This window comes from Armatimonas sp. (assembly GCF_031410135.1).
Lineage (GTDB): Bacteria > Armatimonadota > Armatimonadia > Armatimonadales > Armatimonadaceae > Armatimonas.
Window position 1 is genome coordinate 1 of sequence record NZ_JANNYP010000655.1, and the last position, 13,122, is coordinate 13,122.

A 13,122-nucleotide genomic window follows, 5' to 3' on the forward strand; every position below is an offset into this window, starting at 1 on the left:
GAGTTTGGAAAAATAGACATCCTCTGGTGCGACTTCTCCTACCCGCCCGCCAAGGGCCGCGCGGAGTGGGACAGCGAGAATCTTTATAAGCTGATCCGTGAGTTGCAGCCCGGCATTATCCTCAACGACCGCTTGGACCTAGAGGCGGGGTGGGACATCAAGACCCCGGAGCAGTTCCAGCCGCGCCAGTGGGTGCAGTTCCAGGGCAAGCCCGTCACCTGGGAAGCCTGCCAGACCTTCAGCGGCTCGTGGGGCTACCACCGCGACGAGTCCAGCTGGAAGTCTTTAGAGATGCTGATCCAGATGCTGATCGACACGGTGAGCAAGGGCGGCAACTTGCTCCTCAATGTCGGCCCCACCGGGCGCGGGGAGTTCGATGTGCGGGCGCTGGACCGTCTGCAAGGCATGGGCGAGTGGATGAAGCGCCACTCCCGCGCGATCTACGGCTGCACCCAGGCTCCCACCGAGCTGGGCGAGGCTCCCCGCGACTGCCGCTACACCTACAACCCCACCACCAACCGGCTCTATGTCCACGTACTCGCTTGGCCCTTCGGTCAGCTCTACCTCGATGGTCTTGACCCGGCGCGGGTGGAGTACGCCCAGCTCCTCAACGATGCGTCTGAAGTATTGATGAAAGATATCGAGCCCTGGCAGCACGACTTCTCGGGGGACAACAAGCGCGCCTCGCTGGCCCTGCGTCTCCCAATCCAGAAGCCCAATGTCACCGTGCCTGTGATCGAGATTTTCCTGAAGTAGGAGAGGTTTATGTTTCGCCAAGAAGCTGCTATTCAGCGCGATGTCGCGTTTCTTACTCCGGATCGGAAAGAGAAGCTCGATCTCTACCTGCCACCCAACCGTGCGCCGGGGACACGCTCACCGGGCGTGGTGATAATCCACGGCGGCGGCTGGACGGGAGGCAGCAAATCGGCAAACCGTGAGCTCAATATCGGCACGACTCTGGCCAAGGCGGGCTATGTCTGCATTAGCATTGACTACCGTTTAGACAAAGAGAATCGCTGGCCGACCAATGTCTGGGACTGCAAGAATGCCGTGCGCTACCTGCGGGCCAACGCCGACAAGCTGGGCATTGACGTGAACCACATCGGTGTCATCGGCGGCTCAGCAGGCGGACATCTCGCGCTGATGCTGGGCGTCACCGACGGCCTGCGCGAGCTAGAGCCGCTTGCGCCCTATCCCGGAATCTCCAGCCGGGTGCAGGCAGTGATCGATCTCTACGGCATCTCGGACATTCGCAGCCGCAAGCAGATCTCTCCCGATGGCACGCCGCTCGAAAAACGCGTGCCGTCGGATGCCGTATTTGGCGATAAAGCCACCCTCTCCGACGCCGACCGCGCCCTCGCCTCGCCCATCACGCACCTCAAACGTGGCATTCCTCCGATTCTGATTCTCCACGGCGATAAAGACACCACGGTGGATATTGATCAGTCGCGCGACTTAGACAAGCGCCTCACCGAACTCAAGCTAGAGCACCAGCTGATTATCGTCCCCGGTGCAGGCCACACGTTTGACCTGCAAACTTGGAACAAGAAGCCCCTCGCTATGGACTTGCGTCCGATTGTCACCAGCTTTTTCGACAAGCATCTCAAGCCTCGATAACACGAAGAGCTTCGGGCAGGAAATCTTTGGCACACCGTCGAACCAGAGGCCATGACAAGAATTCCAATTGCAGTGCAGCTCTACTCGGTACGCCACGAGTGTGAGAAAGACCTTGTGGGGACACTGACGAAGATCAAGGCGATGGGCTACCAGGGCGTGGAGTTTGCCGGCTGGTACGGTAACGATGCAGCGACCCTTAAGGCACTTCTTGACGAGCACGGCCTGCAGTGCGCAGGTGCCCACGTCGGAATTGACACGCTCCTCGGGGAGAACTTTGAGGCATCGGTGGCCTTTCACAAGACCCTGGGCAATAAATTTCTGATCGTCCCCGGTTTAGCCTCGAAGTGGACCAACTCTACAGAGGCGTGGCTCGAAACGGCCAAAGTGTTCAATGAGATTAGCGCAAAGCTTGCGCCGTACGGCATGGTGACCGGCTACCATAACCATCACACCGAGTTCAAGCCGTTTACCGAAGGCGGGGAGTTGCCCTGGGACACGTTCTTTGGCAACACCAACAAAGAGATTGTGATGCAGTTCGATACCGGCAATGCGCTTCATGGTGGCTCGTCGGCCAATGCTCTGGACTTTCTCACCCGCTACCCCGGTCGCGCCCTCACGATTCATCTAAAAGACTACGATATTGCCAACGACTCCTATGCCCCGCCGGTTGGGGATGGCGATGTTCCCTTCAAAGAAATCTTCACCGAGTGCGAGACCAATGGCAACACCGAGTGGTACATCGTCGAGTACGAAGACAGTGCCCTGCCTGCCCTAGAGGGAATCGAGCGGTGCCTGGAAAACGTCAAGGCGATGGGCAAGTAGCTCCTCGGATGGTTTTTGTCACGGCGTTTGAGCCCTTTGGCAGCTCCACGGTCAATGGCTCCCAGCAGGCGGCGTTGCGTTGGGCCACACGCGACCCGGAAATTGCGCTTGTGATCTTGCCGGTGGCACGTGCACAAGCATGGAGTGCGGCGCAGGCAGCTCTCGCGGCGCTACCCGAAGTCCCCACACTCTGGCTGATGCTTGGAGAAGCGGGCCGCGAACCGCAGATCGTGCGCTTGGAGAAAGTGGCGATCAACTGGGACGACTACCGGCTCCCCGATAACCTCGGGGAGCAACCGCGCGATACGGCGATTGTGGAAGGTGGCCCTGATGCCTACTTTGCCAGCCTTAAAGTCGCACAAGTCGCGCTGGTCTTGGAGGGCAAGACGCCGCTACCGGTGCAGGTAAGCCTCTCAGCGGGCTCGTTTTTGTGTAACCATGTAGCCTACCAAGCCCTCCATGCGGCTCTCCCGTTTCCTGCTGCCTTTATCCATGTGCCCGCTTGGCGGCCCGAAGACGGCCCTGAGGCACTAGAGAAGCTCGTTGCGACGCTCCAAGCCGTAAAAGCCGCCGCACTTTAGCGATTTGGTACAATGTCCACGATGGCAATGATTTGGGATCGGAGGCAGTGGCAACGGCAACGTCTAGGGGCACGCTTTCTGGAGGCGCAAGATAGTAAGACGACCCGGCGTAGCTTGATTCAGCTAGAGCAGCTTCTGGTGCCGCATCTGGAGCGCACGCTGGAGACCCAGGGGATTCGGGAGAGTGCCCTCAAGCAAGAGGCACGAGGAAAGCTTCACCAGCACCTGAGCCTGCTTCCAGAACAAGGCCCCCCGCTCCCCGATCTGGAGCGCCTCACGGAGGCGGTGGCCTATGAGTACGCGGCACAGCAGCTCAATGAACAGGACCCTAGAAGGCGGCAGCTTCAGCTCCTGATTCTCTATGTTCTGCGCAACCGCGCTGACCGGTTCCAGCTTCGAAAAGATGCCGGTGGGCTTCTTCTTACGGGGATGCAGAAAGCAAGAAGGCAGATAGATAGCCCCCGCTGGCGTCGCCTTCAAGCCGAGCCGGTCGCACTGGCTCGTCCTTTCTTATTGGGGCTAGATCTCCAGGCCACCGACTACCTCCCCCAGCTTCTGGAGCGCTTGCTAGGGGGAATGGGGCATCTGGTTCCCGTGGTGCCGCTGGTCTCCGTAGTGGCAGCGCTCAATGAGGTTCCTCGGCCAGCCCTGGCCCCCGTAGACGAGCGCTTGTTGCTCGCGGAGAAGATTGAGGCGGTCTATCTGCTGCGCCAGCTCTGGGAGGAGCTTCTGGCGCTTCCGGTTCGCCAGCGCCTGATTCTGGTACTAGGGGCACACAACGAGGAAGGCAAGAGTCTGCTTTTACTCCTGACCGAGCAGGGAATTGTCTCGGAGGCAGAGCTAGCCCAGGCGCTGGAGATTGGCGTGCGCTCGTTTCCGCTCTTGTTGCGGGAGCTCCCCTGCGACGATGAGCGCCTCGCGGAGCTCGTCAAGCTCACGCCCGAGAGTGTTCGCCAGCACCGGCAAACCGCCCGCCATCTGGTTCAGGCCCAGCTTCAGCTCTGGGGGCAAGGTCACCCGTCATGAATGAGCTTAAGACAGTCTCGACGTTCTATCGGAGTGTTGTCGGCTTTACGCCACACCCTAGCGACGAGCTTTTGCTAGGCTATGTTGAGGAGCGCGTTAGTCCGCGCGAGAAAAACCGGATCGAGGCACATTTAGAGGCTTGCTCACAGTGTCGGGAAGACTTTCTCATGCTCCAGCACTTTGCCAAAGCGATTCCTTCTGCTCCAACCCCCACACTGGTGATGACAGAGCTGGAAGACACCCCTGAACTATCGGACCCACCGCCACCCCTTCGCCTCTCTGTCGCTCCGCTGCAGGAAGTGGCCAGCGCTCCCGACCCCATTTTTATGCCTGAAAAAGTCACTCCGCCGCCACCTAAAACACCGCGTCGCGCTCCCGCCGAACCGGCAGCCCGTCCTCGCCCAACTCTCTTGATTGCCTCGCTCTTTCTGGGAGTCAATGCGCTGGGGCTGGGGGCGATCTACGGCACGATCTCTCGTAGTGCCCCTTCCCGTGCCACTGCCACGCCTGCTCCTTCTGCCTCGGAGCCAAAACCGGCGGGAAGTGTGGCGGTCATTCAAGCCGCCTATGAGCGACGCTTGGCGCAGGATCAGGGCAAGATCGCGGCTCTGGAAAAACAAATCCAAGCCCTTCGCAAGGCTCCGGCACCACTTGCCGCGCCTTCGGCGCAAGCCAAGTCGCCCGCAGGAGAGCGCCTCCTAGAGCCCGGTGCACTCACTCTGGATAAAGGCGGAAGTCGCTCGCTCTCCGTCCATCCCACGATCACCTGGAAGCCCGCCGCTCGCGCCCATCACTACGCCGTCGAGCTCACCGATGCCAGTGGAAAGTCCGTGGTCAAGACCCAACTTCGTCGGGAAGAGTGGCGTGTGGCAGCAGCTCTCTTGCGTGGCGAGACCTACCGCTGGAGTGCCGCCCCACAGGATCGTGACAACCAGCCCCTAGGCGAGATACGCACCGGCGATGTTACCATTGCCTCCGAAGAGGATGCCACCAAACTCAGTGACCAGCTCAAAACCCTCGCCGCCGAGCTAGAGCGCCAAGGCTTCCCCACAGATGCTACAGCCCTCAAAGAGAGCGCTGAGACAGTTCTGAAAAAATAAAAGCCGGGGGCAACTTGCCCCCGGCTTTTATTTTCTGGTTATTTCCCTGCCCCTGTTAGAGGCTTGCCATCCGGGCCTACGGCGGCCCCGCCATTTAGGGTGGCAGGTGGTGCACCAGGTGCGGCATTACCCGCTGTTCCCGCTGCGGGTGGGCCTTCTGGTGGAGTCGCAGAGACTTCTTCTTTTTTAGCGCATCCAGTAAGCAATGCCGCTAGCACAATGAGAGAAAAGACAAATTTTTTCATGATTTTTCCTTAAGGAACACAGTTAATCACGCCAGGATTCCTCAGGACACTATTGTCTTCGTCCTTAGGAAAGTGGGCCAAAGCTTTGGTTCCACCTGAGCGGTACCACTTCGCATGGCCATCGGCGAAGGGGAGATTGTAGCCTTTTGAGTGGGGCATAACGTTGATAGCGTTGTTGGCTTCGTAGGCAATCACGTCGTCACAGCGGCCAGGAATCGGGCGCAGATACGCACGATTGAAGACAAAGCCCCTGCCGCTCTCCCGTCCGATATAGAGATTGGCGGGAGCGACTATCGCTGCCAGAGCAAGTCCCTGTGGTAAGAAGACATTCCCATTAAAGTGATAGCCAACATTGGGAGCCGCTGTTCTTAGAGTGCCATTGGGAATATTGGTGGGACAGAGCCAGATCTGCTCGTTTTTGGTGTAGGGCAAAACCCGGTCTTTGTAGTTCCAGCCAAACGAATTGACGATCCCTGAGCCCACGACAGGCATACCATCCACGGGCTGCCCGCCGAGAGCAGCATAGCTGGTACCATCATACGATTGCGAGGGAAACATCTCATCGTAGTCTTGGACATACATCATCATTGCGGTGCCAATCTGCTTCAGATTAGATAGGCAGACACTCTGACGGGCTTTTTCACGGGCTTGGGCAAAGACGGGAAAGAGAATAGCGGCGAGAATCGCGATAATGGCGATCACCACAAGAAGTTCAATAAGTGTAAAGCCTCTCCGAGGAGAGGCGTAGGAAATGTTCTTCATGGAAACTGGCCTCCTAAGCCAGATAGATATATTGAGATCAAACAATGAACCAATACCAACAGCCGCTAGTATAACCGAATTGCAATATTGAGTGCAACCCGTTTTTTCTGCGGGCACAATCTCCCCGTGGTTATTTCCCTGCCCCTGTTAAAGGCTTGCCATCCGGGCCCACGGCTGCCCCACCATTTAGGGTAGCAGGTGGTGCACCGGGTGCGGCATTACCCGCTGTTCCTGCTACGGGTGGGCCTTCGGGCGGAGTCGCAGAGACTTCTTCTTTTTTAGCGCATCCGGTGAGCAACGCTGCTAGCACGATGAGAGAAAAGACAAATTTTTTCATGGTTTTTCCTTGTTTGTTTATTCTTAAGGCGTGCAATAAGTCACGCCGGGGTTACGGCTACCGCTGTTGTCTTCGTCCTTAGGAAAGTGCGCCAGAGCCTTGGCTCCACCGGATCGGTACCACTTGGCATGACCATCGCCGAAGGCAATATTATAGCCCTTGGAGTGAGGCATAAAGTTGGCAGCATTGGTCTCATAAGCGGGCGTGTCATCGCAGAGACCGGGAATAGGGCGCAAATACGCACGGTTAAAGACAAAACCTTGGCCACTCTCGCGCATGATCATAAGATTGGCAGGAGCCACCATGGCCGCCACCGAGAGTCCCTGGGGTGTAAAGACATTACCATTCATGTGGTAGCCCATGTTAGGAGCCGCTGTCCTGAGGGCACCGTTGGGTTTGTTGGTGGGACAGAGCCAGATTTGCTCGTTTTTCGTATAGGGCAACACTCGATCTTTGTAGTTCCAGCCAAACGAGTTGACGATCCCGGAGCCCACTACAGGCATACCATCCACGGGCTGCCCGCCTAGAGCGGCGTTGGTAGTGCCGTTATAGGATTGCGAGGGAAACATCTCATCGTAGTCTTGGACATACATCATCATTGCTGTACCGATTTGTTTATTATTCGATAAGCAGACACTCTGACGGGCTTTTTCACGGGCTTGGGCAAAGACGGGGAAGAGAATAGCGGCGAGAATCGCGATAATGGCGATCACCACAAGAAGTTCAATAAGCGTAAAGCCTCTCCGAGGAGAGGTGTAGGAAATGTTCTTCATGGAAACTGGCCTCCTAAGCCAAATAGACATTGAGATCAAACAATGAACCAATACCAACCGCCGCTAGTATAACCGAGTTGAAATATTGAGTGCAAGCGTTTTTTCCGAAGGTATAATCCCCGCCATGAACACGCTCTCTCTCCACCCCGACGAAGCCGTCACTACCATTTCGCGGCATATCTACGGCCACTTCTCCGAGCACCTAGGCCGTTGCATCTACGGAGGCTTCTGGAACGCCGACGATACGTTCCGCGAGGATGTGATCGAGGCGCTGCGCGAGATCCAGATTCCCAATCTGCGCTGGCCGGGTGGTTGCTTCGCCGATGAGTACCACTGGCGCGATGGGATCGGCCCCCATGAGAGCCGTCCGAGCATGGTCAATACGAACTGGGGGGGCGTCACCGAGAACAACCACTTTGGCACGCATGAGTTCTTGGATCTCTGTGAGCGCTTAGAGACCGAACCATATATCTGCGGCAACGTCGGCAGTGGCACGGTTCAGGAGCTGGCCGAGTGGGTGGAGTATGTCAACTTTGAGGGTGTCTCGCCCCGCGCCGATGAGCGTCGCGCCAATGGCCGCGTACAGCCTTGGAACGTGAAGTACTGGGGTGTGGGCAACGAGAGCTGGGGCTGTGGCGGCCACATGCGCCCGGAGTTCTACGCCGACGAGTTCCGCCGCTACGCCACCTACTGCCGCAACTACGGGGGCAATAAGCCCTATAAGATCGCCTGCGGTGCCAATGTGGATGACTACAAGTGGACGGAGACGCTGCTCAAGAACACGCCTCATCACCTCATGCAGGGGCTCTCGCTACACTACTACACCACCAACTGGAATGAGAAAGGCCCCGCGACAGGCTTTGACGAGGCAGGCTGGTTCGACACGCTCCAGCGGACGTTCAAGATGGGCGAGCTTTTAGAGCGCCACGGAGCTCTGATGGACCACTACGACCCCCAGCGCAAGATCGGGCTGATCGTGGATGAGTGGGGCACCTGGTTTGATGTTGAGCCCGGCACGAACCCCGGCTTCCTCTACCAGCAGAACACACTCCGCGATGCGCTGGTCGCGGGGATTCACTTGCATCTGTTCCACAGCCACGCCGAGCGGGTGCACATGGCCAATCTCGCGCAGACGGTAAACGTACTGCAAGCCGTACTCCTCACCGATGGCCCGACGCTGATCAAGACTCCGACGTGGCATGTCTTTGAGATGTACAAGGGCCACCAGGACGCGAAAAGCATCCCGCTACACTTAACTTGCAGCGAGTACACGCTAGAGGGCAAGACGCTTCCCACGCTCCATGCCTCGGCTTCGAAAGCCGCCGATGGCAGTGTGTTGCTCACGATCTGCAATCTGCACGCCTCGGACGCGCAGCCCCTCACGGTGAGTCTTGGCGGGGCATTTAGCGCCGTCACGGGCCGCACGCTCACCGCTGATGCGCTGGACATGCACAACACGGCGGCCAATCCCAATGCCATCGCGCCCAAGCTATTCGATGACATCACGCTCTCGGGTAACACGCTTACTCTCACGGTGCCTGCTCGCTCGGTTACAGCGCTTACGATTAAATAAAAAACGCGATTCGGCTACGAGTACATGACCTGGCACTTGCTTCGGTCGGATAATGTCATTATAAACTAGTATTAGTACTTGTTTGTAATGAATATACTCTTTTTTAGAGTCTTACATTCCAAGAATATATCCAACAAAATTAGTTTAAATTACCATAGGAAGTGGTATAAACACCCCCTGATTATTTTAGGGATCGCAAGAGGCGCAATGGTGGAAATTTGGAAGTTGGGACGTTATGAAGAAGATGTGCTCACTCTTTGCCAGTCCAATGGCAACCATGCTCTTGCGGATGAAAATACGACGCTCCGTGCGAATTCGACAGGTCGCGGAGGATCTCTTTTATGGGGGAGTGCCCTCGGAAGCACAGCTTCAGGTTCTCAAGGCACGCGGGATTCAGCAAATCGTGGATCTGCGTCAGCCTTTTGAGACAACGGGGAACGAGGCGGCACTCTGTCAGGAAATCGGACTAGACTATATCTCAGTGCCGATGGACGAAGAACTCCCGGACTTTCCCACGGTCGAGCGACTCCTAACACTGCTTTGTGCCGCCCCAACTTATCTGCACTGCCGCCAGGGTTGTGACCGCTCAGGAGCGATTATCGCGCTCTATCGGACGGTTGTGCAGGGATGGGAGCTATCTCGGGCAGGTGTGGAGCTGCTACGGGGCGGCTTCAATCCGCGCTTCGAGGTTCTTGCCCGCGATATCTGCTTCTACACCCATCAGCTCAAGCGCACTTCGTCGGTGCGTGTTCTACGGCAAGCTGCCTCAGCGTAAAAATATCTTTCCGCACTGTATTCTTTTTGGCGTGTCCTATGCTCTATCATAACAGGAGAATCCCATGGTTATGGCAGAGACGCGGCCCATTGCCGCACCACCAAATACAACCCTGCTCTCGGCGGCACGAGGGGGCGATGCGAACGCCATTGAGCAGCTCTTGCTGCCTCATGAGCCGACCCTGCGTGCCGTCTGCCGAGGAATGCTGGGGCGACGTGAAGACGCCGAGGACGCCGTCCAAGAAACCTTCCTCAGGGCACTGCGCGGCCTAGAGAGCTTTCGTGGCGAGGCGAGCCTTAAGACCTGGCTGGTGAAGATCGCGGTGCATGTTTGCGCCGCTCGCCAGAAGAAATACCCCTTGGAGTCCTCTCTTGAAGAGAGCGTCACTCCCCTCTCCACCCCCTCCCCCGAGCGTATGGTTGTTCGACAAGCACTACTCACCGAGGCACTGGCAACGCTCTCCGCGCCGCGCCGGGTGGCCCTTCTGCTCAAGGCCGAGGGCTGGACACTGGAGGAGATCGGGCAGGCGCAGGGCTGGAGCGCCGCTCGTGTCAAAGTAGAACTGTTTCGCGCACGCACCGCGCTGGAAAAATGGGCACAGAAAAAAGCAGACGAAGAGGCAAGAGTATGAGCCGAAAAGACGAGATTTTAGGCGAGCTAGATGCCGCCCTCCGCGAGCGCGAGCGCGCCGACAAGACGACGCTCCATGCGGCACTGACCCAGTTCCAGAAAGAGCAGTACCAAGCTCCCGCCCGAATACTCAAAAGCCCCCCACGCCGCTGGCTGGCGCTGGGCGGTGGAACGATGCTCGCGGGAGCGGCAGCTGTCGGGATCTTCATGGCGCAGGTGCCAGAGCCATCTGCTGATTTGCCATCTCCCCGCCCTCGTTCCTCGCTCCGTCCCCTCTTCCCCAGTTTGCTCGCAAGCTCGCCGGAAGAGGGGCAACCAAACCCTCTTCCGGCGACGAAGGAGCGAATACGGGAAGAGGGTCGCCCGAGGAACGAGGGCGGGGAGATGGCCGCTAAGCGTGTCTTGATCTCACCCACGCCAAAGCCCGTCTTCCGGCCACTTGGGGACGATACTGCTTACCTTCAGGCAGATGGCTTTGATGCCTACACTCAGCGCGTCGCCGAGTTTGTGCGCAGCGATGCCGACTCCCTCAAACTCCAGCTTCCTGAGGTGAAAGGCGCGGATAGCTTTGTGGAGGTGCCCCTTCCCAAGCTGGCAGGCGCAGACTCCGCTGCCGATAGTGCGGCACTGCGGGCCTACCAGGATGAGAAAGCCATCTCCGACTCCCGGCTCCAGAAGCGCGTCACCCTCGCCCAGAAAGCGATCTCGTTTGGCGAGCTGCTCGATGCCATTGCCAAAGAAACAGGCGTCAATATCTCCGCCACGCGCTCCGTGGCCGATGACACGCTCACGGTGTTCTGCAAAGACAAGCCTCTGCGGGATCTCATGCGCCAGGTCACTCAGCACTTTGGCTTTGTCTGGGAGCGCACCGGCAGCGAGCCTGAGTTTGTGTATCGCCTCAAGCAACCTCTGCGCAATCAGTTCTTGGAGGAAGAGCTACGCAACAAAGACAAGAACGAGGCGCTTCTCGCACTAGACCGGGAGATGGAGGGCTTGAAGAAGTACTTTGACATGTCGCCCGAGCAGGCCCGCGAGGCTGCCGAGCACGCCGAGGGAAAAGAAAAAGAGAAGCTGGAGATGATGGGAGGGCTAGCGTGGGGGCCAGCGCGGCTCTATGCGGGGCTGGAGGCCGACGATCAGGCGGCGCTCCAGGCGGGCAAGAAGCTCTACTATGGTCAGGGAGGGCGAGAGCTTCCTAAAGAGCTGGCAACTAGCACCTTGAACTCCATGACCGGCCATGCCTTTATCGAAGATGGTAGCATCTCGATGTCGAATAGTCGAAGCTACTACAAAGATAAGAAGCCCGCAGGCAAGTCTCCAGCAGAAGTTGGGGCACAGCCGAGCATGATGCTGGACATGCAGCGCAACGAGCTCGGCGAGGTCTCGCTGATCGCGCACACTGGCTTCACCCAGGGTAAAGGAGGAGCGATGAGCGGCACTCCTATCGCCGTGGGAATTAGCCCCAGCGCCAGCTCTCCCAAGAACGCCGAGGCCAATGCGAGCAAGAAGAAGCTCCCCACTTTCCAGAAGCCTGTCGAGCTGTCGGGTAGCCACAAGACCCGCGAGGTACAGCGAGACAGAAAGCAAGTCAGCGAGGAGGTCTGGACCTCAGGGGATGCGCTGGAGGCGATCCACAAAGCGACGGGTAAAGATGTCCTAGGCGACTACTTCACGCGCCTGGTGCCCCACCAAGTTGCCAAAGGCTCGCTCTTTGATGTCCTCACCCGCACCTGCGATCCCCTGCGCCTGCGCTGGGACGAGAAAGAGGGCTGGCTGACGTTTCGCTCGACGGACTTTTTCAACATGCGTCTCAAGGAAGTGCCGGGGCGCTTGCTGGAAAAATGGGCAGCGCAGCGGAAAAAAGCAGGAAGCCTCACGCCCGACGAGCTACGCGAGATCTCCCGCCTTACCGACGATCAGCTCAATGCCAGCACGATGGGTGAGGGCGCGAAAGTTCTCTATGGCCTAGAGGAGTGGAGCTGGGTACAGGCCGAGAACCTCCGACCTATCTGGCGCTTCTACGACACCCTTCCCACGCCACTTCGCACGGCGATGCAGAGCGAGACCGGCATCCGCTACAACCAGCTTGGGATGGATGGACGACAGAAGTTCCTTCAGGGAGCCTACCAGCACAATAGCGATATTCAGGAAGCCATTCAAAAAGGCACGGTCAGCGATGTCTTCTTGAAGAGCCTGGAAACCAGTGCTGTGCTTCGGTTCATGGCCCCCGCGCCGGGCGCTACGAAGAAGCCTGGTGAAGATCCCTATCTCTTTGAGTTCCGTATCCCCACCGAATCAGGAACCAAGCAGATGATCAAAAAATCCGGCCCCGGTAGCACCACAATCAATACACCGGATTAATTGAGAATCTGCTAAATTGCAGAGGAAATCCCCCGGAAAAACACTTACAACAAGTCTGTAAGAAGGGGGTATTTTATGCGAGGGCATTTTCTCAATTTGGTTCAGACGGCAGGGGTCTATCCTGCCGAGCCGTTCAATGGGATGCAGATCACATACTCCATCTCAGGGGCATTTATTAGCAAGGTGACAGACACACCTGGCTTTACCACGCGTCGGGCACTCGAAGGTGCTCTGGGGAATGGTGCGCTGAGAGTGACAGGCAAAGCAACCATGGAGGGAGGCTTTGGAGCCGATGTGATTGTCACCATACAAGCCAGTGGTGAGGCGAAGACCTTTCGAAAGTACATCAAGGCAGGCGAGAGCACTGACTTTGATCTGACGGTACCTATTGGGGCAGTGACGCAGAAGGGAAGTGTCCGCATCTCCATGACGGGCTCTTATAATGTCGGGACGCGTGGCCTGGAGGTCTCGGCGTTTCTGGGGACAAAGAAGCCCGATGTGGTCAATACCAAGCCGACTT

15 protein-coding genes are annotated in these 13,122 nt (G+C 57.8%); 11 read left to right on the forward strand and 4 right to left on the reverse strand.

Annotation, left to right across the window (positions count from 1 at the left end):
- The 6 genes from RMO15_RS23925 to RMO15_RS23950 all read left to right on the forward strand — a co-directional run.
- A partial coding sequence (locus tag RMO15_RS23925) for an alpha-L-fucosidase (protein WP_309718417.1) occupies positions 1-756 on the forward strand: 756 nt, incomplete at its 5' end.
- Between the two features lie 9 nt (positions 757-765).
- Positions 766-1,617 carry an alpha/beta hydrolase gene (locus RMO15_RS23930; RefSeq protein ID WP_309718420.1) on the forward strand — a complete coding sequence of 284 codons (852 nt, stop codon included), beginning with the start codon at positions 766-768 and terminating at the stop codon, positions 1,615-1,617.
- 51 nt (positions 1,618-1,668) lie between these two features.
- Positions 1,669-2,439, forward strand: a complete 771-nt coding sequence (locus RMO15_RS23935) for a sugar phosphate isomerase/epimerase (protein WP_309718424.1) — start codon at positions 1,669-1,671, stop codon at positions 2,437-2,439.
- An 8-nt stretch (positions 2,440-2,447) separates the two neighbouring features.
- A complete protein-coding gene (locus RMO15_RS23940) occupies positions 2,448-3,020 on the forward strand; it encodes a hypothetical protein (protein WP_309718427.1) in 573 nt (190 codons plus the stop codon).
- A 21-nt stretch (positions 3,021-3,041) separates the two neighbouring features.
- Positions 3,042-4,046: a hypothetical protein gene (locus RMO15_RS23945; RefSeq protein ID WP_309718429.1), complete on the forward strand. Its 1,005-nt coding sequence runs from the start codon at positions 3,042-3,044 to the stop codon at positions 4,044-4,046.
- On the forward strand, positions 4,043-5,146 hold the full coding sequence (locus RMO15_RS23950; RefSeq protein WP_309718432.1) for a zf-HC2 domain-containing protein: 1,104 nt from the start codon (positions 4,043-4,045) through the stop codon (positions 5,144-5,146). Before RMO15_RS23945 ends, RMO15_RS23950 begins: the two co-directional genes overlap by 4 nt.
- A 38-nt stretch (positions 5,147-5,184) precedes the next feature.
- Here the strand turns inward: RMO15_RS23950 and RMO15_RS23955 are convergent, their stop codons facing one another.
- From RMO15_RS23955 to RMO15_RS23970, 4 genes are all read right to left on the reverse strand, one after another.
- The gene (locus RMO15_RS23955) at positions 5,185-5,391 is read right to left on the reverse strand and encodes a hypothetical protein (RefSeq protein ID WP_309718436.1); all 207 of its coding nucleotides are present in this window, start codon (positions 5,389-5,391) and stop codon (positions 5,185-5,187) included.
- A 9-nt stretch (positions 5,392-5,400) separates the two neighbouring features.
- Positions 5,401-6,153 (reverse strand): DUF1559 domain-containing protein, encoded by a 753-nt coding sequence (locus tag RMO15_RS23960; RefSeq protein WP_309718439.1) that lies wholly within the window; start codon positions 6,151-6,153, stop codon positions 5,401-5,403.
- A gap of 130 nt (positions 6,154-6,283) precedes the next feature.
- Positions 6,284-6,490 carry a hypothetical protein gene (locus RMO15_RS23965; protein WP_309718442.1) on the reverse strand — a complete coding sequence of 69 codons (207 nt, stop codon included), beginning with the start codon at positions 6,488-6,490 and terminating at the stop codon, positions 6,284-6,286.
- Positions 6,491-6,513: 23 nt separating this feature from the next.
- Entirely contained in the window at positions 6,514-7,263 is a 750-nt protein-coding gene (locus RMO15_RS23970) for a DUF1559 domain-containing protein (RefSeq protein WP_309718444.1), read from the reverse strand.
- Between the two features lie 124 nt (positions 7,264-7,387).
- On the opposite strand from RMO15_RS23970, the gene RMO15_RS23975 reads away from it, so the two are divergent.
- The 5 genes from RMO15_RS23975 to RMO15_RS23995 all read left to right on the forward strand — a co-directional run.
- Positions 7,388-8,836, forward strand: a complete 1,449-nt coding sequence (locus RMO15_RS23975; RefSeq protein ID WP_309718447.1) for an alpha-N-arabinofuranosidase — start codon at positions 7,388-7,390, stop codon at positions 8,834-8,836.
- A gap of 235 nt (positions 8,837-9,071) precedes the next feature.
- Positions 9,072-9,611, forward strand: a complete 540-nt coding sequence (locus RMO15_RS23980; RefSeq protein WP_309718450.1) for a tyrosine-protein phosphatase — start codon at positions 9,072-9,074, stop codon at positions 9,609-9,611.
- 70 nt (positions 9,612-9,681) lie between these two features.
- The gene (locus RMO15_RS23985; protein ID WP_309718453.1) at positions 9,682-10,242 is read left to right on the forward strand and encodes an RNA polymerase sigma factor; all 561 of its coding nucleotides are present in this window, start codon (positions 9,682-9,684) and stop codon (positions 10,240-10,242) included.
- The gene (locus RMO15_RS23990; protein ID WP_309718457.1) at positions 10,239-12,602 is read left to right on the forward strand and encodes a hypothetical protein; all 2,364 of its coding nucleotides are present in this window, start codon (positions 10,239-10,241) and stop codon (positions 12,600-12,602) included. Before RMO15_RS23985 ends, RMO15_RS23990 begins: the two co-directional genes overlap by 4 nt.
- Positions 12,603-12,677: 75 nt before the next feature.
- Positions 12,678-13,122, forward strand: a 445-nt coding sequence (locus RMO15_RS23995; protein ID WP_309718460.1) for a hypothetical protein, incomplete at its 3' end; no start/stop codon positions are given.

Bases quoted from the DNA above. Each gene is read 5' to 3' on its own strand.
- RMO15_RS23930 (WP_309718420.1), top strand. From the start codon at position 766: ATGTTTCGCCAAGAAGCTGCTATTCAGCGCGATGTCGCGTTTCTTACT.
- RMO15_RS23935 (WP_309718424.1), top strand. From the start codon at position 1,669: ATGACAAGAATTCCAATTGCAGTGCAGCTCTACTCGGTACGCCACGAG.
- RMO15_RS23940 (WP_309718427.1), top strand. From the start codon at position 2,448: ATGGTTTTTGTCACGGCGTTTGAGCCCTTTGGCAGCTCCACGGTCAAT.
- RMO15_RS23945 (WP_309718429.1), top strand. From the start codon at position 3,042: ATGGCAATGATTTGGGATCGGAGGCAGTGGCAACGGCAACGTCTAGGG.
- RMO15_RS23950 (WP_309718432.1), top strand. From the start codon at position 4,043: ATGAATGAGCTTAAGACAGTCTCGACGTTCTATCGGAGTGTTGTCGGC.
- RMO15_RS23955 (WP_309718436.1), bottom strand. From the start codon at position 5,391: ATGAAAAAATTTGTCTTTTCTCTCATTGTGCTAGCGGCATTGCTTACT.
- RMO15_RS23960 (WP_309718439.1), bottom strand. From the start codon at position 6,153: ATGAAGAACATTTCCTACGCCTCTCCTCGGAGAGGCTTTACACTTATT.
- RMO15_RS23965 (WP_309718442.1), bottom strand. From the start codon at position 6,490: ATGAAAAAATTTGTCTTTTCTCTCATCGTGCTAGCAGCGTTGCTCACC.
- RMO15_RS23970 (WP_309718444.1), bottom strand. From the start codon at position 7,263: ATGAAGAACATTTCCTACACCTCTCCTCGGAGAGGCTTTACGCTTATT.
- RMO15_RS23975 (WP_309718447.1), top strand. From the start codon at position 7,388: ATGAACACGCTCTCTCTCCACCCCGACGAAGCCGTCACTACCATTTCG.
- RMO15_RS23980 (WP_309718450.1), top strand. From the start codon at position 9,072: ATGAAGAAGATGTGCTCACTCTTTGCCAGTCCAATGGCAACCATGCTC.
- RMO15_RS23985 (WP_309718453.1), top strand. From the start codon at position 9,682: ATGGCAGAGACGCGGCCCATTGCCGCACCACCAAATACAACCCTGCTC.
- RMO15_RS23990 (WP_309718457.1), top strand. From the start codon at position 10,239: ATGAGCCGAAAAGACGAGATTTTAGGCGAGCTAGATGCCGCCCTCCGC.